General features: G+C 62.5%; 20 protein-coding genes and 1 other RNA gene. 16 read left to right on the top strand and 5 right to left on the bottom strand.

Annotated elements, in window-relative coordinates; all coding sequences use genetic code 11:
- Position 1 precedes the first annotated feature (1 nt).
- Both metH and PQU92_RS04620 read left to right on the top strand, forming a co-directional pair.
- On the top strand, positions 2-2,662 hold the full coding sequence (gene metH / locus PQU92_RS04625; RefSeq protein ID WP_272747032.1) for a methionine synthase: 2,661 nt from the start codon (positions 2-4) through the stop codon (positions 2,660-2,662).
- A 34-nt stretch (positions 2,663-2,696) separates the two neighbouring features.
- A complete protein-coding gene (locus tag PQU92_RS04620; RefSeq protein WP_272747031.1) occupies positions 2,697-3,317 on the top strand; it encodes a DUF4272 domain-containing protein in 621 nt (206 codons plus the stop codon).
- 239 nt (positions 3,318-3,556) lie between these two features.
- On the opposite strand, the gene PQU92_RS04615 is transcribed toward PQU92_RS04620, so the two are convergent.
- Positions 3,557-4,288 carry a hypothetical protein gene (locus PQU92_RS04615; protein WP_272747030.1) on the bottom strand — a complete coding sequence of 244 codons (732 nt, stop codon included), beginning with the start codon at positions 4,286-4,288 and terminating at the stop codon, positions 3,557-3,559.
- Positions 4,289-4,446: 158 nt separating this feature from the next.
- On the opposite strand from PQU92_RS04615, the gene PQU92_RS04610 reads away from it, so the two are divergent.
- The 6 genes from PQU92_RS04610 (at position 4,447) to rnpB (ending at position 7,578) form a co-directional block, all read left to right on the top strand.
- Positions 4,447-5,121 (top strand): TerB family tellurite resistance protein, encoded by a 675-nt coding sequence (locus PQU92_RS04610; RefSeq protein ID WP_272747029.1) that lies wholly within the window; start codon positions 4,447-4,449, stop codon positions 5,119-5,121.
- Between the two features lie 248 nt (positions 5,122-5,369).
- On the top strand, positions 5,370-5,618 hold the full coding sequence (locus tag PQU92_RS04605) for a hypothetical protein (protein WP_272747028.1): 249 nt from the start codon (positions 5,370-5,372) through the stop codon (positions 5,616-5,618).
- 72 nt (positions 5,619-5,690) lie between these two features.
- Positions 5,691-6,428: a peptidoglycan recognition protein family protein gene (locus tag PQU92_RS04600; protein WP_272747027.1), complete on the top strand. Its 738-nt coding sequence runs from the start codon at positions 5,691-5,693 to the stop codon at positions 6,426-6,428.
- A 3-nt stretch (positions 6,429-6,431) separates the two neighbouring features.
- A complete protein-coding gene (locus PQU92_RS04595) occupies positions 6,432-6,788 on the top strand; it encodes a hypothetical protein (RefSeq protein ID WP_272747026.1) in 357 nt (118 codons plus the stop codon).
- A gap of 4 nt (positions 6,789-6,792) precedes the next feature.
- Entirely contained in the window at positions 6,793-7,167 is a 375-nt protein-coding gene (locus tag PQU92_RS04590) for a DUF423 domain-containing protein (protein ID WP_272747025.1), read from the top strand.
- A 34-nt stretch (positions 7,168-7,201) separates the two neighbouring features.
- Positions 7,202-7,578: RNase P RNA component class A (rnpB, locus tag PQU92_RS04585), an RNA gene on the top strand.
- A 384-nt stretch (positions 7,579-7,962) separates the two neighbouring features.
- Here rnpB and PQU92_RS04580 read toward each other — a convergent pair.
- Complete coding sequence (locus PQU92_RS04580; protein ID WP_272747024.1) at positions 7,963-8,253, bottom strand: putative quinol monooxygenase; 291 nt, start codon at positions 8,251-8,253, stop codon at positions 7,963-7,965.
- 371 nt (positions 8,254-8,624) lie between these two features.
- Here PQU92_RS04580 and PQU92_RS04575 point away from each other — a divergent pair, with 371 nt between their 5' ends.
- The 8 genes from PQU92_RS04575 (at position 8,625) to murD (ending at position 17,856) form a co-directional block, all read left to right on the top strand.
- Positions 8,625-9,077, top strand: coding sequence for a division/cell wall cluster transcriptional repressor MraZ (locus PQU92_RS04575; RefSeq protein ID WP_272747023.1), 453 nt, complete (start codon positions 8,625-8,627; stop codon positions 9,075-9,077).
- Positions 9,074-10,060 (top strand): 16S rRNA (cytosine(1402)-N(4))-methyltransferase RsmH, encoded by a 987-nt coding sequence (gene rsmH, locus PQU92_RS04570; RefSeq protein WP_272747022.1) that lies wholly within the window; start codon positions 9,074-9,076, stop codon positions 10,058-10,060. The genes PQU92_RS04575 and rsmH overlap by 4 nt, the downstream gene beginning before the upstream one ends.
- Positions 10,057-10,491, top strand: coding sequence for a cell division protein FtsL (ftsL, locus tag PQU92_RS04565; protein ID WP_272747021.1), 435 nt, complete (start codon positions 10,057-10,059; stop codon positions 10,489-10,491). The genes rsmH and ftsL overlap by 4 nt, the downstream gene beginning before the upstream one ends.
- Positions 10,488-12,293 carry a peptidoglycan D,D-transpeptidase FtsI family protein gene (locus tag PQU92_RS04560; protein WP_272747020.1) on the top strand — a complete coding sequence of 602 codons (1,806 nt, stop codon included), beginning with the start codon at positions 10,488-10,490 and terminating at the stop codon, positions 12,291-12,293. The genes ftsL and PQU92_RS04560 overlap by 4 nt, the downstream gene beginning before the upstream one ends.
- A gap of 39 nt (positions 12,294-12,332) precedes the next feature.
- Positions 12,333-13,799: a UDP-N-acetylmuramoyl-L-alanyl-D-glutamate--2,6-diaminopimelate ligase gene (locus PQU92_RS04555; protein WP_272747071.1), complete on the top strand. Its 1,467-nt coding sequence runs from the start codon at positions 12,333-12,335 to the stop codon at positions 13,797-13,799.
- A gap of 125 nt (positions 13,800-13,924) precedes the next feature.
- Complete coding sequence (locus tag PQU92_RS04550; protein ID WP_272747019.1) at positions 13,925-15,319, top strand: UDP-N-acetylmuramoyl-tripeptide--D-alanyl-D-alanine ligase; 1,395 nt, start codon at positions 13,925-13,927, stop codon at positions 15,317-15,319.
- An 8-nt stretch (positions 15,320-15,327) separates the two neighbouring features.
- Entirely contained in the window at positions 15,328-16,437 is a 1,110-nt protein-coding gene (mraY, locus tag PQU92_RS04545) for a phospho-N-acetylmuramoyl-pentapeptide-transferase (RefSeq protein ID WP_272747018.1), read from the top strand.
- Positions 16,438-16,446: 9 nt separating this feature from the next.
- On the top strand, positions 16,447-17,856 hold the full coding sequence (gene murD, locus PQU92_RS04540) for a UDP-N-acetylmuramoyl-L-alanine--D-glutamate ligase (RefSeq protein ID WP_272747017.1): 1,410 nt from the start codon (positions 16,447-16,449) through the stop codon (positions 17,854-17,856).
- Between the two features lie 184 nt (positions 17,857-18,040).
- Here murD and PQU92_RS04535 read toward each other — a convergent pair whose 3' ends face one another.
- From PQU92_RS04535 to PQU92_RS04525, 3 genes are all read right to left on the bottom strand, one after another.
- Entirely contained in the window at positions 18,041-18,898 is an 858-nt protein-coding gene (locus tag PQU92_RS04535; RefSeq protein WP_272747016.1) for an isoaspartyl peptidase/L-asparaginase family protein, read from the bottom strand.
- Positions 18,899-19,070: 172 nt separating this feature from the next.
- Entirely contained in the window at positions 19,071-20,645 is a 1,575-nt protein-coding gene (locus tag PQU92_RS04530) for an ATP-binding cassette domain-containing protein (protein WP_272747015.1), read from the bottom strand.
- Positions 20,642-22,333, bottom strand: a complete 1,692-nt coding sequence (locus PQU92_RS04525; protein ID WP_272747014.1) for an ABC transporter ATP-binding protein/permease — start codon at positions 22,331-22,333, stop codon at positions 20,642-20,644. The genes PQU92_RS04530 and PQU92_RS04525 overlap by 4 nt, the downstream gene beginning before the upstream one ends.
- Positions 22,334-22,416: the final 83 nt, after the last annotated feature.

Below are 22,416 nucleotides of genomic sequence, written 5' to 3'. Positions count from 1 at the left end.
CATGCTTCCTACATTTATCAATATCGGCGAACGCACCAACGTCACCGGTTCCGCCAAGTTCAAAAAGCTGATCGTCGAGGGTAACTATACCGCCGCGCTCGACGTCGCGCGTCAGCAGGTCGAGGCCGGGGCGCAGGTCATCGACATCAATATGGACGAAGGCCTGCTCGACGCGGTCAAGGCCATGACGACCTTCCTCAATCTGCTGGCGGCCGAGCCCGATATCGCCCGCGTGCCGGTGATGATCGACTCGTCGAAATGGGAAGTTATCGAGGCGGGCCTGAAGTGCGTTCAGGGCAAGGCCATCGTCAATTCGATCTCGATGAAGGAAGGGATCGACATCTTCAAGCACCACGCCCGCGAATGCCTGAAATACGGTGCGGCGGTGGTGGTCATGGCCTTCGACGAGGTGGGGCAGGCCGATACGGCGGCGCGCAAGATCGAAATCTGTACGCGGGCCTATAACATTCTGGTCAATGAAGTCGGCTTCCCGCCGGAAGACATCATCTTCGACCCTAATATCTTCGCCGTGGCGACGGGGATCGAGGAACACGACAACTACGCCGTGGACTTCATCGAAGGCACCCGCGCCATCAAACAGACGCTACCCTATGCCCGCGTGTCGGGCGGGGTGTCGAACGTTTCGTTCTCGTTCCGCGGCAACGAACCCGTGCGCCGGGCGATCCACAGCGTGTTCCTGTACTACGCCATCAAGGCGGGCATGGACATGGGCATCGTCAATGCCGGGGATTTGCCCGTTTATGACGATATCGACCCGGACCTGCGTCAGGCCGTCGAGGACGTCATCCTCAATCGTCCGCAGCGGCATAATGTCAGCAACACCGAATGGCTGGTCGATCTGGCGCCGAAATACAAGGGCGTCAAGGGCGAGGCGCCGGTGGTCAATCTGGCGTGGCGCGACGCCTCGGTCGAGGAGCGCCTGAAACATGCCCTGGTCAACGGTATCACCGAATTCATCGACGCCGATACCGAAGAGGCGCGTCAGCAGGCCGAGCGCCCGCTGCACGTCATCGAAGGGCCGCTAATGGCCGGGATGAACGTCGTCGGCGACCTGTTCGGGGCGGGCAAGATGTTCCTGCCGCAGGTGGTCAAGTCCGCCCGCGTCATGAAACAGGCCGTGGCCTGGCTGATGCCCTATATGGAGGCCGAAAAGGAGGCGCACGTCGCCGCCGGCGGCACCTATCAGGCGGCGGGCAAGATCCTGATGGCTACGGTTAAGGGCGACGTCCACGATATCGGCAAGAACATCGTCGGCGTGGTTCTGCAATGTAACAATTACGAGGTCATCGATCTTGGGGTCATGGTGCCCGCCGACCGCATTCTGGCCGAGGCCAAAACGCATAAGGTCGATATGATCGGCCTCAGCGGCCTGATCACGCCGTCGCTCGATGAGATGGTCTTCGTGGCGCGCGAAATGCAGCGTCAGGGCTTCGATATTCCACTGCTGATCGGCGGGGCGACGACCTCGAAGACCCATACGGCGGTCAAGATCGAGCCCGGCTATCATAACGATCAGGTGGTTTACGTGCTGGATGCCTCGCGCGCCGTGGGCGTCGTGTCGCAACTGCTCAGCGAGACCGACAAGCCGCAGTTCGTCGCCGACACCAAGGCCGACTATGACAAGGTGCGCATCGCCTACGGCAAGGGTGACACCAAGCCGCGCTCGGACCTGCCCGAGGCGCGCTCTAAAAAGTTCGTCATCGACTTCGCCGCCGAAGCGCCCGTCGCGCCGTCCTTCCTGGGGTTGAAGACCTTCTCGCCCTATGACCTGCACGATCTGGCCGACCATATCGATTGGACGCCGTTCTTCGCGACGTGGGAACTGGCTGGGCGTTTCCCCGATATTCTTGACGACGAGATCGTTGGCGAAGCGGCGCGCGGCCTGTACAAGGACGCCCGCGAGATGCTGGCCAAAATCCTTGAAGAGAAGTGGTTCGAGGCGCGCGGCGTCGTCGGCTTCTGGCCCGCCAATGCGACCGAAGACGACGATATCGAAGTCTATGCCGACGAGACGCGCTCGGAGGTCATCGCGAAATTCCACACCCTGCGCCAGCAGATGAAGAAGACCCGCGAAGGCCAGAACAATACGGCCCTGAGCGACTTTATCGCGCCAAAAGGCACACCCGACTGGATCGGCGGTTTTGCCGTCACCGCCGGGCATGGCGAAATGGAAATCGCCGCCAAATTCAAGGCGGCGGGCGACGACTATAACGCCATCCTTTCGACCGCTCTGGCCGACCGTCTGGCCGAAGCCTTTGCCGAGGCGCTACATAAAAAGGTGCGCCGCGAATTGTGGGGCTATGCGGCGGACGAAGACCTCGATGTGCAGGGTCTGATCGCCGAACAGTACAAAGGCATTCGTCCGGCACCCGGCTATCCGGCCCAGCCGGATCATACGGAAAAATGGACCCTCTTCGACCTGCTCGATGCGCGCGACCGCACGGGGATGGAATTGACCGAAAGCCTGGCCATGACGCCCCCGGCTTCGGTGTCGGGGCTCTATTTCGCCCATCCGAAGGCGCACTATTTCGGCGTCGGCAAGATCGAGAAAGATCAGGTCGAGGACTATGCGCGCCGCAAGGGCTGGACGGTCGATGAAGCCGAGCGGTGGTTGTCGCCGATATTGAATTACGTGCCTTAATACCTTCTCTCTCAGGGAGAGGGGGGAGGTTGACATGAACGAAGCCGAAGACCGTAAACAACGTTCGATCAAAATCCTGAAGGCGAAGGGGCTGCCTGTCCTCGACAGCCTGCCGGAAATCGAGACCGTCGAAGACACCACGATCCGCTCGGGCGAAGCCATCGTGCAGCGCATCCTGTGCCTGACCGCTGTGGCGCGCGCGGCATTCGTGGGCCAGACGGCTCCGGTCCTGCCGTTCGTGGCGCGCTGGAACCTCGATCCGCATCTGACGCCGGACGAGCGCGAATTTCTGCAATCGGACTCGGTGTCCGAAGCCGACGCCGTAAAATTCAGCTGGCGTATCGAGGCCATCGTACCGCTGGCCTGGGCGATCGGGCTCTACGCCGATCTGTGGTTTCCCGAAGAGGAAACCAACGCTGAGGACGTGCTGGAGTACTGGGAAGCGTTCAGCCATCCGGACCTGACGCGCATCGGTCATCGTGATACGGCGGATATTCTGGATCAGGCCGATCTGATCTATCGCGCGCACTGGGCGGTGCGAGAAGGGGTATCAAATGGCTTACATGGCGGCGTGGTCCGCGAACGCCACCACGCGCTCAACTGGCTGATTGGCTACGAAGACGATGACTGGGACGACGTTCAGACGGATACTTGATCAACCAAGGGGTGTTGTTTGAACGAATGCATCTTTTCAATTGACTTGGTGCCAATTTGGTCGATCATGTCGGAATGTCCCGAACGGTTGCTATCGAAATTCCTGCTGAATTAACCGAGCCTTTGCGGGTGCTTGCATCGCGGACCCATCAGTCGCTCGACGCAATTGTCCAAAAGGCGCTTGAGCACTGGCTGGCCGAGCATGACGGAGTATCGGTCAGCGAACACCGCTGAAGGCGACTACTCACCGTCCTTCTTGCCCCAGCCGATCTTGCTCATCAGGCCCGAGGCCCAGTTGCCCTTTTCCTTCGGCTCGGTCTTGGCGACCGCGCGACCGATGGCTTCCTTGTCGTCCGTGGGCGCGACCGTGGCAGTCTTTTCCTTATGGACGTCCAGCTTTTGACGTTCGGCGGACGGTTTCAGCGCCTCGGCGATGATCTTGGCCTCTTCTTCGGTCTGCATTTCCTTGAAGATGTCCGGATGCCCCGACAGGGCAATCGCCGCGCGTTCGCAGTCGCCCGGCAGCGACCAGTTGACATAGGCCCCGGCGGCGCGACCGCGCTCTTCCTTGATCGAGGCCGCCTTGCGCGCGTCGTCCCAGCCGTTGAACCCCTTTTCCCGGGCCGCTTCGGCGCTGTCGCGGCCTTCCTTGCTCTCGCCCTTCTTCGACAGGGTCAGGGAGGCCTCATAGGCACGCAGATAGGACGCGCCGATCTTCTGCATGTCTTCGCTGAGGGGCTCGATCGCAGTGATTTTTTCGGCGAGGTCCATGTGGCCGGAGAGGGCCCCGTGACACCAGGCGACGCGGTTGAAGTCGTCGGTTGGCGCGTCGGCGATGAGCGGCGTGCGGATCAACTGCTCCTTGATGCCGGTGACATTGGTCGAAATCGGGCCGTCGTCGTGCTGGGCGAACGCCGGAGCGGCCATAAGAGCTGCGAACAAAAGGGCCGAGATCGCCGGAGTCGTTTTCAAGGTACAGGTTCCGTTAAAAGTAGACGTCGTTAAAAGTCATGGCCGATCATACAAGGAATTGCGGCAAAATGGCGTTTTATCCAATTTTTACGCCCCTTACAAAAACTTAAAGGGAAAACCGCCATGTTTTCGTCTAACGTGGGTGGCAGAGGTAAGTGATGTCTTTCTGGAAAAACCTGGCTCAGATGGCGGTGAAGTCTTTCGACCCGGCCGACTGTCCTGACTGCCCCAAGGGGCCGCCGGGCCGCGATCCTGCGTTTGCGACCGCGGTGACCGCTTTGGGCGCCAAGCTGGCCATGGCCGACGGGCTGGCCGACGATACCGAGCAGCAGGCCTTTTTCGACGTGTTTCAGCCCGAGCGCGGGGCCTACGACAATGTGTTGCGGCTCTACGATCTGGCGCGCCAGACCAGTCTCGGCTTCGAGTCCTATGCCCGCCGTCTGGCCAAGCGTTACGCGCAGTGCCCGCAAATCCTCGAAGACGTGCTGGAAGGCCTGTTCCATATCGCGGTGTCCGACGGGCACCTGACCGATCAGGAAGAGACCTATCTGGAAACCGTGTCGGATCTGTTCGAGATCAAGCGCGCCACCTATCGCCGTATCCGCGCGGGCTATGTCGCGCCGGATGCTGACGATCCGTATCATATTCTGGGTCTGAGTCCGCTGGCGGCGGATCATGAAATCCGCCTCGCGCGCAATGCGCAACTGAGCGAATTCCATCCCGACCGCATCGTCGCGCGCGGCCTGCCGCCTGAATATGTCGAAATCTATACGCAGAAGGCAGCGAAAATTAACGAAGCCTATGATCAGATACAGCGTGAACGGGCCGCGTGAGATATCTGCAATCGATGACAGGCTTAATAAAAGATAAAAATTGTGTGTTAACGTCCGGCCACCGGTTGACGAAAGCCTCATTCGTGACAATCTAAAGCCTCATTCGTGACAATCTGATGTAGTGCAGTGCAGTAATCGCATGGCGTAAGTAAGGAAGTTAGAGGGATCTGGCCATGGCCGATTTGAAAACCCTTTTCGGAAGCTTTTCCAGCCCGCATCCGTGGGCGCGTATTCGCAGGAGAAACGCCATGGCCAGACTGAAGCACGTTTTCATGATGACGATTATCGGCCTTGTCTCGCTGACCGGTCTCGCCTTGGCGGTGATCTTTGCCGGCATCATGGCGGTTCTGGCGGCGATCGGCGTCGGCCTGATGGCCCTTACGGCGATCTTTACGCGCAAGCCGATCCGCGTGGTCATCAACCGCGACAAGCAAGCTAAGAAGGACGACGGCGTCCTCGAAGCGCGCAAAAATGGCTCGACCTGGGAAGTGTACTAAGCTTTCTCAAAGCTTTGATTATGTAAAAGCCCCTGCTATGACGCCGGGGCTTTTTTGTTTCTGGATATGCTTATGATTGCCCTGCCGTCGCCGAATTTCAATGCGCGTAAATCACCGCCCGACATGGTGGTGCTGCACTATACCGGCATGGAAACGGCTCAGGCGGCGCTTGATCGGATGTGCGATCCGGCGGCGGAGGTTTCGGCCCATTACTGCGTCGACGAAGACGGCACGGTTTATCAACTGGTCGAGGAAGAGCGTCGCGCGTGGCACGCGGGGGTGTCGTTCTGGAAGGGCGAGCGCGATATCAACAGCGCTTCGATCGGCATCGAGATCGTTAATCCCGGCCACGAATTCGGTTATCGCGACTTTCCGGCGGCGCAGATCGACGCGGTGATCGGCCTGCTCGACGGCATCCGTCAGCGCTGGGAGATCCCCGATCACCGTATCCTTGGCCATTCCGACGTTGCTCCGGCACGTAAGCAGGACCCCGGCGAGCGCTTCCCGTGGGCGGTGCTGGCCGAAGCCGGCCATGGTATCTGGGTCGAGCCCAACCTGCCGCCAGAGGGCGTCATGGGCCCGCCGCTCGATATCGGTGACGCCGGGCCGGGCGTATTTGCCCTGCAAGGCGCGCTGGGCAAGCTCGGCTACGACATCTTGCCGGGCGGGCCGTATGATGTGGAAACCAAGGCCATCGTCACGGCGTTTCAACGCCACTGGGTGCAATCGCGTGTGGACGGTCTGGCCGATGCCTTGACACGGGTGCGCCTGATGGCTCTGCTGCGTCATATTACCTTGCTGGAGGGGTGAGTTATGAATACGGCCTTGATCATCTCGTTGTTTGCGGTCGCGTGTTCTCTGTTTGTCGTGTTTACCGGCGTGATCGTGTCCCGTGCCAAAAACCGCAAACCGACCGCAAACCACTATGAGAGCCCTGAAGGCTGGCAGGTCTATGTCGAGGGCTTGGGCGCGGTAATCTACATCGGTCCTGACATTACCGTGGCGTTTGGCGGCGAAGTTCTGGCCGGCGACGCGGGCATTCAGTTTTTTCCAACAACCTATACGGTGAACTTTCCGGAGGGAAAGGCCTTGTCTGAGGCAGAGGCTGAACTTTATGCGCAACGCGTGCGTGACGGCTTGCGGGCGATGAACGTGCCTTTCGAGGAGTAGGGTTATGAAATCTGAGCGTTGGGATTTGGTTTTTCTATTGCTATCCGGTTTGTGGGGCTTTGTCGGCGTGACTCTGCTGGCGGCAGGCAGCCATGCCGATCTGCGCCTCGGTTCGGCGGGGCTGATGCTGCTGTTTCATGCGGCGGTGACTATCGGGCTGGTGCAGGCGAACTTCATGAGCCCGACATTTAAACTCAATACGCTTTTGCTGCTGATCGTCGGCAGCGGCATTTTCGCCGCCGATATCTGTTCACGGGTGATGCGCGGGGCGCCGCTGCTGCCGCAACTGGCCCCGACGGGCGGGGTGCTGACCATGCTCGGCTGGCTGGGGATTTCGCTGGCGGCGGGGTTGAAGCTGTTTGCGAAACCCAAGGCTTGATTTTGAGCCGCTTTCTGCGCACAAGGGGTGCGGATCAGATGGCCGGGCGGTCGCGGAGTGTTTCGACACTCTGAGGAAAGTCCGGGCTTCACGGTAATATGGCGGCGGGTAATGCCCGCCGGGGGCGACCCCAGAGATAGCGCCACAGAAAACAGACCGCCGGGCGTCAGCCCGGTAAGGGTGAAACGGTGCGGTAAGAGCGCACCGCGCGACCGGTAACGGAAGCGGCACGGCAAGCCTCGCCAGAAGCAAGACCAAATAGGAACGGCGCGTCGGGCAACCGACAGGGTATTACCGCCCCAGCACGTTCGGGTAGGTTGCGTGAGCCGCGCAGCAATGTGCGGCCAAGATGAATGATCGCCAGAGGGCGCAAGCCCCGAACAGAACCCGGCTTACAGGCCATCTGATCCGTTCTGTTGCATTGACTGGTCGAGTTCTTTCCAGACCTTTTCGAGCGGGAACATGCGTGTGCGGTCTTCGGACTGTGCCAAGGCGTGTAGAATCTTGCGTTTCTTCCACGCCAGATATTCAGGGTTTAGATTATCGGTATCTCCGGCGGTAACGACGTCGTTCTTCATATCGATCCGACTATTTGAATTCCTAAACTCGATCAGAATCATACCTCCCTGGCTATGCCGGGGAGGGGGACCGTTCGCGAAGCGAATGGTGGTGGGGTGTCTTACTTTGTTTCCACGTCGGCAGTCGTAAGTAAGCAAAAGCCCCCACCACCGCATCTAGCAGCGCAAGCGCTGCGTCGTGCGGTCCCCCTCCCCAACAAGTTGGGGAGGTATAAAATTATAGCCCGAACCCGCCGACGGGTTCCGTCACGATATGGTCGCCGAAACCGGCGATCAGCGGCATGGCCTTCCTGATCGTTTCGGCCACGGCGGGAATATGCAGCGAGGCCTTGTGGCTGTCGGCCGAATCCCATACCTCGGTGATCCAGATTTTGTCCGTATCGTTCGGGTCTTTCGCCACGACATAGCTCAGACAGCCGGGCATAGCGTCGACGCTGGCCGTCATCAGGGCGATCAGGTCGTCGCGCTGGCCCGGTTGCGCTGTGAAATTGCCGATCAGTCCGTACATGAGGGCGATCTCCGTCGGTTGTCCCCGCAAAAGCGTCTGGGGATAGTTTTGTGGATAACGAATCGCTTGTCCACAGACTTATCACCTGCCCGGACAGGTCCTGCCAGCAGCGATTTCGTTAATCATTTGAAAGGACTTAGGTAACCCTTCGTTAGGGTCCGTTACCGCCATATTAACACGTTCCCCCTCCGTTCCATCCCCTTGTTTAAATTCGATTAATTATCGCTGCAGAGGCGTAAAGTGTCGGTCAGAGTCATTGCGTCCCAATTCATCCCGTGTTAACCCTGTTGGCGTTCAGCGGTGGTGTGCCGGGCGGTCCGGTTCGACTTTTTTGACCAAACAGGGAGCGGGCTCCGGCCCGGAGCGAAGAGGTGTTTCTCTCGACGCATGAGAAGCAGCTTGATGCGAAGCGGAGACTTCTGGTCCCGCAGGACTTCCGTGCGACCGCTCTGGTCCCGTTCGACGGCATCGAAAGCTTCGACGGCGTCTATTGTTTCGCCATGAAGACGCTCGGTTGCCTGGAGTGCGGCGGGGCGGAATTTTTCAGCCATTACAAGACACTGATCGACGCGCAGCCCTTCGGGTCGGCGGCGCGCCGCGGCCTTGAGGCGCGCATCTATTCGGGCATGTCGCGCCTGTCGTTCGACACCGCAGGGCGGGTGACCCTGCCGGACGCCCTGTGCGAGCAGTTCAATATCCGCGAAGCTGTCCTGCTGACCGGGCTTTATGACCGTTTCCAGATATGGAACCCCGACGCCTATGCCGCCCATCTGGCGCAGCAGGATGGCGATTTGTCAGGCCTTTTCGCGGAGCTGGGCCTATGAGTGCAGCGCCGCATATCTCGGTTCTTTTAAACGAGGTGTTAACCGTTTTCGGTAACCTTAACGGGAAGTTGATTGTCGATGCCACCTTCGGTGCCGGCGGTTATACGCGCGCCTTCCTGAACGCGGGGGCGCAGGTCATCGCCTTTGACCGCGACGCACGGGTCGGGCCTTACGTGGAATCGGTTTTATCCGAATTCCCTGAGGCCTTCCGTTTCGTCAATCGTCCCTTCTCGGAAATGAAGGACGGACTGGCCGATCTGGGTGTCGATGACGTCGACGGGATCGTGGCCGATATCGGTGTGTCGTCGATGCAGCTCGATGAGGCCGATCGCGGCTTCTCGTTCATGCGCGACGGGCCGCTGGACATGCGCATGGCGGTCGACGGCCTGAGCGCGGCGGACATCGTCAATGACTGGGCCGAGGTCGATATCGCCCACGTCATCTGGCTTTATGGCGAAGAGCATCGCTCGCGCGCCATCGCCGCCGCCATTGTGCGCCGCCGGGCCGAGGCCCCGTTCGAGCGGACGCTCGATCTCGCGGCCGTGGTTGAAAAGGCCGTTGGCGGCCGCCGGGGCGACAAGGTCCATCCGGCGACCAAGACCTTTCAGGCCCTACGCATCGCGGTAAACGATGAGCTGGGTGAACTGGAAACGGCGCTGGAGGTGTCGGAGACGCTTCTGAAGCCCGAGGGCGTGCTGGCCGTGGTGACCTTCCATTCGCTGGAAGACCGCATGGTCAAGGCCTTCCTGACCGAGCGGGCCGGGCGCCTGCCGTCGGGATCGCGTTACGCCCCGCAGGTCCAGAAGGGGCCGGAGCCGACCTATAAGCTGATCTCGACCAAGGCGATTGCGCCGTCGGACGAGGAACTGAAAACCAATCCCCGCGCGCGTTCGGCCAAGTTACGGGCCGCCCGCCGCACCGAAAACCCGCCACTTCTGGCACCCAGTAAAGCGTCCCCAACCTCCCGGAGGTCCGTCAGATGAACAAACTGATGCGTCTGTTCGATCGCCGCGTCCGCGGCTTCCGCCTTGTCGAGGCCATCGGCCTGGCTCTGGCGCTCGGCATGATCTTCTGGGTCTGCCTGTCCAAGGTGAAGGAAGGGCAGGAGGTCGCGCGTCTCAACGATCTCAACAAGGATATCGCGGCGCAGGAAGAGGCCATCAAGTCGCTCAAGGTCAAGGTCGCGGCGCTGGAGCAGCCTGCGCGCATCGAGGCGCTTGCCAAGGCCTATCTGGGGATGAAGCCGGTGGCACCGGACCGCGAAGCGAAGCTCGATAATCTGGTCGAGATTTCGCGATCTGTGTCGCGTCCCGAAGTCGTCGGTAAAAAGACCGAAGTCGTTGCCGCGCCGGCTGTGGCAGAAGAGGTCACCGCGCCGGTCGAGCCGCCTGTCACGAAGGGGGCGGGGCAATGAAGTACGGTCAGAAAGCCTACCGCATGTCGTTCATCGACTCGACCGCGTCCGGCGTTCAGTGGGTGGCCGACCGCATGTGGAAGGTCGAACACGCGTTTGAGCGCGCCAATGCCGTCACCGGCGAGCGCCTGTCGAGCGCGCGGATGCGTATCTTCTTCATCCTCATGGTCATGGGCGTGATCTACGTCGTGCTGGCCGGCTTTGCCATCAAGGCGGCCGTGTCCGGTGGGCATGGCGGCGTCGATCTGGGCCTGCCTGCCGATGCGCGCGCCGACATCGTCGATCGCAACGGTCAGATGCTGGCCACCGACATTTCCAATTTCGACCTGTTCATCGACCCGACGGACATCATGGCCGCCGACCGCCCGCTGGTGAAGCGCGCCCTGATCCAGCTCCTGCCCGATGTACCGCGCGACACGCTGGATGCCGCGATCAATGGCGACGGCCGCACCATGGTCATGCGCTGGCTCAAGCCGTCGGACAAGGCGCGCATCCTCAGCTACGGCCTGCCGGGCGTGGGCTTCGAAGCGCAGCGCGTGCGCGGTTATCCGCTCGGCGAAACCGGCGGCTTCTATATCGGCATGACCGAGCGTGCCGGTAAGGGCCTTGCCGGGGCCGAACGCGCCTTTCAGGATCAGATCGCAGGTTCCAGCACACCGTTCATGCTGGCCATGGACCTCAGGGTGCAGGGCGCGCTGGAGAACGAACTGCGCGGTGTGGCCATGGCTCAGGAGGCCAAGGGCGCCATCGGTCTGGTCACCAATGTCCGCACGGGCGAGGTGATCGCCATGGCAAGCTGGCCGGAATTCGATCCCAATGCCGCCGGGAAATACGCCGACAACAACAAGCTGAACCGCGTCACCAATTCGGTCTTCGAGGTCGGTTCGGTGTTCAAGGTCTTGTCGGTCGCCATCGGGCTTGAGTCCGGCAGCGCCTCGCTCAACTCGGTTTACGACGCCCGCACGCCCTACAGCATCGGCAAGCGCAAGATTTCGGACTATCACGCCGAAAACCGCCTGATGACACTGGAAGACGTTTTCCTCGTCTCGTCGAACATCGGCACGACCCTGATGGCCGAAAGCGTCGGCGTCGACACCATGACCAAGTTCTACAACTCGCTCGGCCTGTTCCGCGCCGCCGACATCGAGCTGGCCGAAACCGCCTCGCCGCTGGTACCGAAGAAGTGGTCGAAGGATTCGCTGGCCTCAAGCTCGTTCGGGCACGGCATGTCGATCTCGCCCCTGTCCTATGCGCAGGCGGCGGCGTCGACCATGAACGGCGGTTATCTGCGGCCCTTTACGCTGCGCAAATACGACGGCACCTCACCCTTGAAGGGCGAGCGCGTCTTCTCGGCCAATACGTCGCGGCAGATGCTCGACCTGATGCGCGTCAACGTCCTCAAGGGGACGGGCGGCAAGGCCAATGCGCCGGGGCTTCGCGTCGGCGGCAAGACCGGTTCGGCGGAAAAGGTCATCGGCGGACGCTACGACCGCTCGAAGCTTCTGTCGTCGTTCGTCGGGGTCTTCCCGACCGACGGCAATATCGAGGACGACCGCTACATGGTCATGATCATGGTCGATGAGCCAAAGGGCAATACGGAGACCCACGGTCTGCGCACCGGCGGCTGGGTCGCGGCACCCGTGGTGGGCCGCGTCATCGACCGTATCGCGCCCTTCCTCAATGTGGCGCGCAAGGAAGACAAGTTCTCCGACAGTGAGTGGGTCAAGGCTCAGGTCATGCCGGAAGAACAGACCGGCGGGGTCGTGGCGGGCCACGCCGTGCCGGTGGCGGCGGGGCATTGAGTTAATAGTATGAGCGTATCGGGACAGGAATCGGGTGCTATGGGCGGCTTACGCTTATCGGACATTTTGCGGCGCGATCTGGACTTCGATCCGGAAGTGACCGGCGTGACCGCCGACAGCCGCAAGGTAGGGCCGGGGACGCTGTTCTGCGCCCTGCCGGGGTCGGCGCATGACGGTCGTCAGTTCATTCCTCAGGCCCTGAGCGCCGGGGCGGCGGCCGTCCTCGCGCCCGAAGACACGCCGCTCGGCACCGCCAATAATATCCTGACCGCTTATGACGTGCGCCGCGCCTATGCGCTGGCGGCCAAGACCTTCTACGGCGTGCAGCCGAAGACGTGTGTTGCCATCACCGGCACCAACGGCAAGACCTCGGTCGCTACCTTCTGTCGTCAAATGTTCGCCCATATGGGCTACGTCTCGGCCAGCATGGGGACGCTGGGGATCGTCACGCAGAACGGGGCCGCTGAACACGCCATCACGCCGCCGGGCCTGACGACACCGGACGCGGCGGATGTGGCGAAATATATGGCCGATCTGGCGCATCAGGGCGTCACCCACGTGGCACTGGAGGCCTCCTCGCACGGCATCGATCAACGGCGTCTGGATGGGGTGACCCTGGCGGCGGCGGGCTTCACCAATCTGACGCAGGACCACCTCGATTATCACGCGACGATGGAGGCCTATAAGGTCGCCAAGCTGCGCCTGTTCGAACAGCTTTTGCCGCGCGGCCGTACGGCGGTTTTAAACGCTGACAGCGATGCCTATAACGCCTTTGCCGCCTCGGCGATCACGTCGGGCGCGTCGGTGATGAGCGTCGGCGAGCGCGGGCAGCACCTGACCCTGACGCACCGCGACCTGACGGTGGATGGGCAGATCCTCTATCTCGACTATCAGGGTCGTTCGTTCGAGGTGAAACTCGGCCTTGCCGGTCTGTTTCAGGCCTCGAACGCGCTGGTCGCGGCGGGTCTGTGTCTGGCGGCGGGCGAGAATATCGACGCGGTGATCCACGCTCTGGCCGATCTCAAGGGGGCGCGCGGGCGACTGGAGCGCGTCGGGGCCAAATCAAACGGCGCCGAGGTCTATGTCGACTACGCTCACACGCCGGACGGGCTGGAAACGGTGCTTAAGGCCCTGCGTCCGCACACCCAGGGACGTCTGGTCTGCGTCTTCGGCTGCGGCGGCGACCGCGACACGGGCAAGCGGCCTCAGATGGGCGGCATTGCCGAGCGCCTGTCGGACCGCGTCATCGTTACCGACGACAATCCGCGCTCCGAAGACCCGGCGACGATCCGCGCGCAGATCATGGCTGGCCTCGCCGGGACGCAGTCGTCGAACGTGCTGGAAATCGGTGACCGCCGTGCGGCGATCTTCGAGGCCGTGGCGTCGCTCAAGACCGGCGATGTGCTGGTCGTGGCCGGTAAGGGCCACGAACAGGGTCAGATCGTGGCGGGAAAGGTCTTGCCTTTCGACGACGCCGGTGTAGTTCAGGAAGCATTGAACGGATAATCCCCCCTCTCCCCGCGTGCGGGGAGAGGGCTGGGGTGAGGGGCATCTTTCTTTGTGCGACTCGCCCCTCACCCGGCCTTTCAGGCCACCCTCTCCCCGTAAACGGGGAGAGGGGAGGAGCTCAAATGACCACACTCTGGACCGGATACGAACTGCTTCAGGCCACCGGCGGCACCTTTACCGGACTGACCGACGAACCGGACGCGATCCACGCCACCGGCATCACCTTCGACAGCCGTCAGGTCCAGCCCGGCGACCTGTTCCTCGCTTTGAATGGTGAGCGCGATGGCCACGACTTCGTGCCGCAGGCCTTTGCGCAGGGCGCGGTCGCCGCCATTACGCGCAAGCCGATCGAGGGCGGACCGTGCCTGCTGGTTCCCGATGTGCTGAAGGCGCTGGAACAGCTTGGTGTCTATGCCCGCAACCGTGCGCCCGCCAAACGCGGCGCGGTGACCGGCAGCGTCGGCAAGACCTCCGTGACTCAGATGGTCATGGCGGCGCTGAAACAGGCGGGCAAGGCCCATTCGGCGGTCAAGAGCTTCAACAACCATATCGGCGTGCCGCTGACGCTCGCCCGGATGCCCGCCGATACCGAACGGGCTGTGTTCGAGATTGGCATGAACCACGCCGACGAGATCACGCCGCTGGCCGAGTTTGTTGAGCCCGACGCGGTGATCATCACCACGGTCGGCGCGGTCCACACCGAAAACTTCCCCGATGGCGAACTGGGGGTCATGAAGGCCAAGGCCGAGATCTTCGACGGCCTGAAATACGGCGGTCTTGCGATCCTCAATGCCGACAACCGTTGGTTCGAGGAACTGAAAACCCGCGCCGAAGAGTCCGGCGCGAAGATTGCCGCTTTTGGTGAGGCCGAGGGGGCCGATGCCCGCCTGCTCGACCATCGTCTGATCGACGGCAAGGCGCAGGTCACCGCCCATTTCCGCGGCCACGATATCCGCTTTACCCTGGCCCACACCGGCAAGCATCAGGCGCTCAACGCCATGGCCGTCCTGCTGATGGCTGAGGCGCTCGATGTGGACACCGCCACGACGCTACAAGCGCTGGAGGCCTTCGCCGTCCTCGACGGACGCGGGGCCAGCCATTCGCTGCGCCTTGATACGGGCGGCGAAATCACCCTGATCGACGAAAGCTACAACGCCAATCCGATGTCGATGGCGGCGACACTCGGGGCACTCGGTGCGCGCGAAATCCCCGTCGGCGGTCGCAAGGTCGTCGTCCTGACCGACATGCTGGAACTGGGGCCGGACGAGGCCGGTCTGCACGCTGGTCTCGCCCCCGTCATCGCCGCCAATGGCATCGACACAGTCTTCCTCGCCGGACCGCGCATGGCGCATCTGTGGGCCGTCCTGCCGGAAGCCGTGCGCGGGGCCTATGCGCAAAGTGCAGCGGAATTGATCGATCCGCTCAAATCGGCCTTGCGCGCGGGCGACGTTGTTATGATAAAGGGGTCCAACGGCTCGAAAGCCGGGCTGATCGCCAAAACGCTACTGGGTATATAAGGTTCCGGATGTTTTATTTTCTCTATGAGCAGCTTGCGGGCGTCGAACACTGGCCGCTGCTCAACCTGCTGAAGTATCAGACCGTCCGGGTCGGCCTCGCTCTGGTCACCTCCTACATCGTCGCGGTCGCCATGGGCTCGCGCTTCATCCGCTGGATGCGCGCCCGTCAGGGCAAGGGCCAGCCGATCCGCGAAGATGGTCCGCAAAGCCACCTGCTGACCAAGAAGGGCACGCCGACCATGGGCGGGCTGATGATCCTGGCCGGGATTCTGGTGGGGACGCTCCTGTGGTGCGACCTGCGCAGCGTGACCGTCTGGGTTGTGCTGGGGGTCACCATGATCTTTGGGCTTTTGGGCTTCGCCGACGATTACGCCAAGGTGACCAAGCAGTCCTCCGCCGGGATTACCGGGCCGCAGAAGCTGATCGTGCAGTTCATCGTGGCGGGCATCGCCGTGGCGCTGCTGATCTTTTTCGCGCCGCAGTCGCCGACCTCGTCGGGTCTGTCGACCTCGCTGGCCGTGCCGATCTTCAAGAACGTCCTGTTCAATCTCGGTTATTTCTACATCGTCTTCGCCGCCGTGGTGATTGTGGGTGCCTCGAATGCCGTCAATATGACCGACGGCCTCGACGGGCTGGCCATCGTGCCGGTGATGATCGCGGCGGGCACGTTCGGCATCATCGCCTATGCGGTCGGCAACTACGTCTTCGCCAACTATCTCAATGTCCACTTCGTGCCGGGGTCGGGCGAGGTCGCGGTGTTCCTGGCCACCATCATCGGCGGCGGCATGGGCTTTTTGTGGTATAACGCCCCGCCCGCCAAGATCTTCATGGGTGATACCGGATCGCTCGCTCTGGGCGGCGGTCTGGGCGCGGCGGCGGTCGCCACCAAGCACGAGATCGTTCTGGCCATCGTTGGCGGCCTGTTCGTCGTCGAGGCCCTGTCGGTGATGATCCAGATCGGCTATTTCAAGCTGACCGGCAAGCGGGTCTTCCTGATGGCGCCGATCCACCACCATTTCGAAAAGCTCGGCTGGGCCGAATCGACGGTCGTCATCCGCTTCTGGATCGTCGCGGCCATGCTGGCCATGATCGGTCTGGCGACGTTGAAGTTGCGGTAGGAGCAGGTTGTGATCCCGGTAAAAAGCTTCGCTGGCAAGCGTGTCGCCATCTTCGGCCTTGGTAAATCCGGGCTCACGGCGGCGCGCGCGCTCAAGGCCGGCGGGGCCGAGCCGCTCCTGTGGGACGACAAGCCGCAATCGATGCTGGCCGCGTCGAAGGAAGGCTTCACCATCGAGAACCTCAAGGTTGCCGACTGGTCCGAGATCGACGCCCTGCTGCTGTCGCCCGGTGTGCCGCTGACGCACCCCGAACCGCACTGGACCGTCAAGGCGGCGCAGGCCGCCAGTGTCCCGGTGCTGGGCGATATCGAGCTGTTTGCGCGCACGATCAACGCCATCCCCGAGGCGCGCCGCCCGAAGACGGTCGCCATCACCGGCACCAACGGTAAGTCGACGACGACGGCCCTGATCGGCCATATCCTCAAGGCGGCGGGCAAGGACGTCCATGTCGGCGGCAATATCGGCATCGGTATCCTCGACCTGCCCGATATGCACGCGGGCACGATCTACGTCATCGAAACCTCTTCCTATCAGCTCGACCTGACGCAAAGCTTCCGCCCAGACGTGGCCGTGCTGATGAACTTCTCGCCTGACCACCTCGACCGGCACGGCGACATGGACGGCTATATCGCCGCCAAGAAGCGCATCTTCATGAACCAGACGGCGGACCAGACGGCGGTCATCGGCACCGACGACCACTGGTCACAGGGTCTGGTGACGGAAATGACCGCCCACAGCCCGATGAAGCTGGTGCCGATCTCGTCGCGCCGGACGCTGGGGCGCGGGGTCTACGCGCTGAACGGCGTCATCTATGACGCGACGGCGGAACGCGCGCGGCAAATCATCGACCTGAAGACCGTACGGACCCTGACGGGGCGGCACAACTGGCAAAACGCCTGCGCGGCCTATTCGGCCTGCCGGGCGGTGGGGCTGAGTGTCGAGGCGATCGTCGCGGGGCTGCACAGCTTCCCCGGTCTCGATCACCGGATGCAGGAGATAGGCCGTATCAAGAATGTGCGCTTCATCAACGATTCCAAGGCGACCAATGCCGACGCCGCGCGTCAGGCCATGTCGAGTTTCGAATCGTTCTTCTGGATTGCCGGGGGCCGCGCGAAGGCGGGCGGTATCGAGGAGCTGACCGACCTGTTTCCGCGCGTCAGGCACGCCTTCCTTATCGGCGAGGCGGCGGAGCTGTTCGAGAAGACCATCGGTGCGGCGGCGGTCTGTACGCAATCGCGCCATTTGTTCACCGCGGTGGCTCAGGCCTATGCCGAGGCGGAAAAATCGGGCCGCGAGGAGATCGTACTACTTTCCCCGGCCTGCGCCTCGCAGGACCAGTTCACTGACTTCGAGGCGCGCGGCAATGCGTTCAAGGACGCCGTGGCGGAAATTTCCAAGAGCATCGTCGCGGCGGGATAAATACTTACTCCTCCCTGCCTTTGGCGGGGAGGGGGACCGCACGAACTTGCGAAGCAAGTGAGATGTGGTGGTGGGGTTTCTTGCTTGCTTTCTACTCCATGCCCGCCGCACCTAAGAAAGATACCCCACCACCACGCCCTTCGGGCGCGGTCTTCCTCCCCAACAAGTTGGGGAGGTATGAAGATTAAAACGCCTCGCTGACAATATCTCCGTCATCCCGGAACCAGGCGCGTTTCATCCCCGCCGAGCGGAACGGCGTCAGAACTTCGCCGGTGCGGGTGACCATGATCAGCCCACCTTCGCCGCCCATATCGGCGATCTGGGCCAGAACCTGATCGGAGGCCTGTTCCGGAATCTGTCCCGCACCGAAGCGGAATGCCACCTGTGCTGCCGCCTGAACGCGGAGGAAATACTCGCCCTGACCGGTGCAGGACACTGCGGCGTTGCCATCGGCCCACGTCCCCGCGCCGATGACTGGGGTGTCGCCGACGCGGCCGGGCAGTTTGCCGAACACGCCCGCGGTCGAGGTCCCCGCCGCCAGATTCCCGTGCGAGTCGAGACAGACGCAGCCGACCGTGCCGTGGGCCAGCGTCCCCGGCGGATAGTTCGATTCGAACGCGCCGGCGCGGGTGAAATAGTCGTCACCAACGGTCTCGAACCCGTGGCTCAAGCCGAATTCACGCGCGCCCTGACCGGCCAGCATGACGTGCGGGGTGCGCTCCATCACCGCGCGGGCGACATCGATGGGATTCTTGAAGCCTTCCAGAGCCGCCACCGATCCGGCGCGTTGGTCCGGGCCGTTCATCAGGCTGGCGTCGAGCTCATAGATGCCCGCCGCGTTCGGCGACGCGCCCTTGCCCGCGACGTAGAGGCCCGAATCTTCCAGAGCGCGTACAGTCTCCGTCACGACATCGAGCGCGGTCGCGCCGTTTTTGAGATTGTGGCGGGCGATCTTGGCCAGACCGCGCATATGGGCGATCTCTATGCCATAGTCGCGACCGGCCTTGGCACCGGCGCCGCCATGCAGGGCAAAGGCGATCATGGGAAGTTTCCTGTGTGACGTTATCGCGCGCGTTTTAGGCGAAAGCGAAGCATAAGGGAACCCTTAGAGCGCATTCCGAAAAGTGTGCAACGGTTTTCGGAATCAAATGCGCGAGAAAACAAAATGTTAGAGCGCGGCTCCGATCCAGCCAGATCGGGACGTGCTCTAGCGTCTATCTGACGTGCAGCAGGTTCGAACATAGCCGACGCGGCGCGGTTCGGTGACTGATCAGGATCAGCCCCTGACCGGTGGTGTTCAGATGCGCCTCAAGCGCAGACACGACGACCGTTTCGGTCATCGGATCGAGCCCTTCGGTCGGTTCGTCCAGCACCAAGATGGGCGCGGTTCGCAACAAGGCGCGGGCGAGGTTCAGTCGCTTTCGCTCGCCGCCCGACAGCGTAATGCCGCCGTCGCCAATCCATGTATGCAGACCGTCTTTCATCGCCGCCACGCGGGGTTTCAACTGCGCGGCCTCAAGTGCCGCCCAGACACGCGCGGTCAGGTCGTTGGGCGAGGTGTCGGCGATCTCTTCCGTCGTCACGCCCATCAGCAGGTTGTCGCCGACCGTGCCGTTGAGGACCGGCGCGTCCTGCGGGCATAGGGCAAACAAGCGTGCGTCGGCGGTCGTTGCCGCCCCCAGATAGGGCACGTCGTCGATAGGCCGCAGACCAATCAGGGCCTCGATCAGGCGGGTCTTGCCACCGCCGGAGCGTCCGTCGATCCGCAGGCGCAGGGTGCGATCCAAAGCAATAACCTGCCCGTCATAGACCAGCACCGGATCGGCGTCGGGCAGGGGGGCGGCCTCACGCAGGTCGCCCAGTTCGGCCACGCGGGTTTCAGCCTCATCGAACAGGGTTTGTTGCGTCATGGCGCGCAGCAGCGGTCCCGTGCACTCAAAGGCGACCGTCGTCACCAGCAGGCTCAGCGCTAACATCGGCATGGGCGATTGGACGTGCGTCGCGACGATCAGGATCAGGGTCGCCGCCATGATCAGCAGGGTCAGGGCCGCAGGCACGCCTTCGCGCCGAGCCTGCTGTACGCGGGCGGCTTTTAGCGCGGTTTCCTGCGGACGTAACCCGTCGAGAAAGCGCCCCTTGAGGTTATAGGCGGCGATATCGGGCAGGAAGGGCAGGGTGTCGAACAGGCCCTGTTTGAGTTGTCCCAGTTCGGCCTGACCGGCCCCGGTTTGCGGACGGAACCGATAGTGCGCCAGCCCGACCAGCGTGGATAGCCCGACGATACAGATCACAGCCGCCAGCGGCGACAGAAACAGGTTCAGCAGCACCGCCGCGACCAACCCGCCGAGCGCCGAGGCCCAGTTGCTCTGGGCGACGAGTGCGCCTTCCAATTGCCCGACATCCTGCACCAGCCGCGCCGACGCTTCGCCGCGACTGAGCGACAGGGCGATCTTCGGGTCGGCGCGCGTAAGTCGTTCAAACAGCCACGGACGCAGGTCGGCCAGCGCGCGCAGCGCCGCCGCATGCCCGAGATAGCGTTCGAAATAGCGCAACGCCGTCCGCGCGATGGCCAGGGCCCTGATCGCTGCCGACGGCAGCAGATAGTTGAAGGCCTGCATGACCGCGCCGCCGGCCGCTCCGGCGATGGCGGCGCCGGCGAGGAACCAGCCGGACAGGCCCAGAAGCGTCACGGCGGCGATCGACACGCCCGCCGCACACACAGACGCGACGATCAGGGTGGTGCGGAACGATGCCTTGACGCCGCCGAAGAAGGCTTTGAACGCACTCATAGCCGCACCACCTGAGCGGCGCGTGCCGCCAGCTTTTCCGAGTGCGTGGCAATGATCACGGTACGACCGGCAACCGCACTGAACAAAGCGTCGATCAGGGCGTCTTCGGCGGCCTCATCGAGGTCAGCGGTGGGTTCATCGAGCAGAAGCAGAGGCGCGGGTTTGAGCAGGGCGCGGGCGAGGCCGATGCGTCGCCGCTCGCCGCCCGACAGGCCGGAACCGCGGTCGTTGAACGGCGTCTCGCCGCGCGCCGTGGCCAGATCGTTGAGGCCGCACAGGTCGATCACGGCGGCGACTTCGGCATCGGTCGCCTTTGGGTGAGACAGGCGCAGATTGTCGCTCAGAGTGCCCGTGAGGATCGGCGTGTGCTGCGACATCCACGCCAGCGACGACGACAAGTCGTGCGTGGGTGTTAGCACCTGTTCGCCGATGGTGATCCTGCCGTCATGACGCAGTCCTGAGGCCGGAGACGTGCCGAGCAGAAGCCGCAACAGCGTCGATTTTCCGGAGCCGGATTCGCCCAACAGGGCCGTAACTGAACCGGCGGGGGTGGTGAAACTGACCGGCGCGAAGATGGTGTCCTGATCGAACGCCGCACTGACCGCATCGAACTGTACCTCAGGCGCGCCGTCGAGCATCACCGGCGTCAGGGCGGGTGTTTCCAGCGCCGCTTCCATCTGCATCAGGGCTTCGGTGGCCGCGCGCGCCTGCTGTTCCTCGTGATAGGCGGCGCTGAGGCGGCGCAGGGGGGCATAGACTTCCGGGGCCAATGTAAGCGCGATGAACGCTGACACGAACGGATCGTAGCGGAAATCGAGCGCGGCAGGCACAGCGAACGGTAGCAAGCCCAGCAGCGAAAAGCCGCAATAGACGGCGACCAGCGCTACGGAAATGGCGGCGAAGAACTCCAGCACCGCCGAGCCGCTGAAGGCCATGCGCAGGACCGATAGGGTGCGTTCGGACACGTCGCGGGCGGCAAAGCGGACCTTTTTCGTCTGCGACTCGCCCTGCGCGAAGGCGGTAATCAGCGGCAGATGTTTCAAACGGTCGGCGAACAGGGCCGACAAGCGCGTCAGGGCGTCGAGTTGCTTGCGCGATTCCGCCGCCGTGGCCATGCCGGACAGGGCCATGAGTGTGACAAAGGGACACAGGGTGAATAGCAGGATCAGGGCGGCGGCCGGTGAGACGACGGCGACGATCAAAATGACCAGCAGCGGCGTCAGGCTCGACGCCCGTCGCGCGGGCAGAAAGCGCGCATAATAGCCTTCCAGTGCCTCGCTATGCTCGAAAAAGGGTGTCATGCGGTGCATCTGCGACCCGCTCAGTCCGCGCCCGGACAGGGCCTCGTCGATCAGGCCGAGACGCAGAGCTTCGATGATCGTACGTGCTGCCGATGCCGTAACAAACTGACTTATATGAGAAATTCCAGCGCGCAGGCCGAGACCCGTCGCGATCAGCAGCAACCCCCAAACCGGGAACGCGCGGGAGCGGACATCATTCAGCGTCAGGGCCAGTCCGACCGCGAAACCGGCGGCACATAATACCGCAGCAATTTCCAGGCATAGCACAAGTTTGACTTGTCTTTTGGCCGGTATCGCCCATAGTTTCAGCCGCGCACCCACGGCCTGACGCAACGCTTTCGCGGCATCGGTGGCGGTCTCATTCGAGGCGGGATCGGGGTGCGACATTTGGTACGATAGGGTCTCAGTGTTCACGGGCGTATAGAACGCTCAGCTTAATTGTCTTTGCAAATAAGCCGGGATCGGGAGCT

The sequence above is a fragment of the Asticcacaulis aquaticus genome (assembly GCF_028550415.1).
GTDB classification, from domain to species: Bacteria; Pseudomonadota; Alphaproteobacteria; order Caulobacterales; family Caulobacteraceae; genus Asticcacaulis; species Asticcacaulis aquaticus.
The sequence above is the reverse complement of the archived record's forward strand: the minus strand, read 5'-3'. Positions and strand labels throughout refer to the sequence as shown.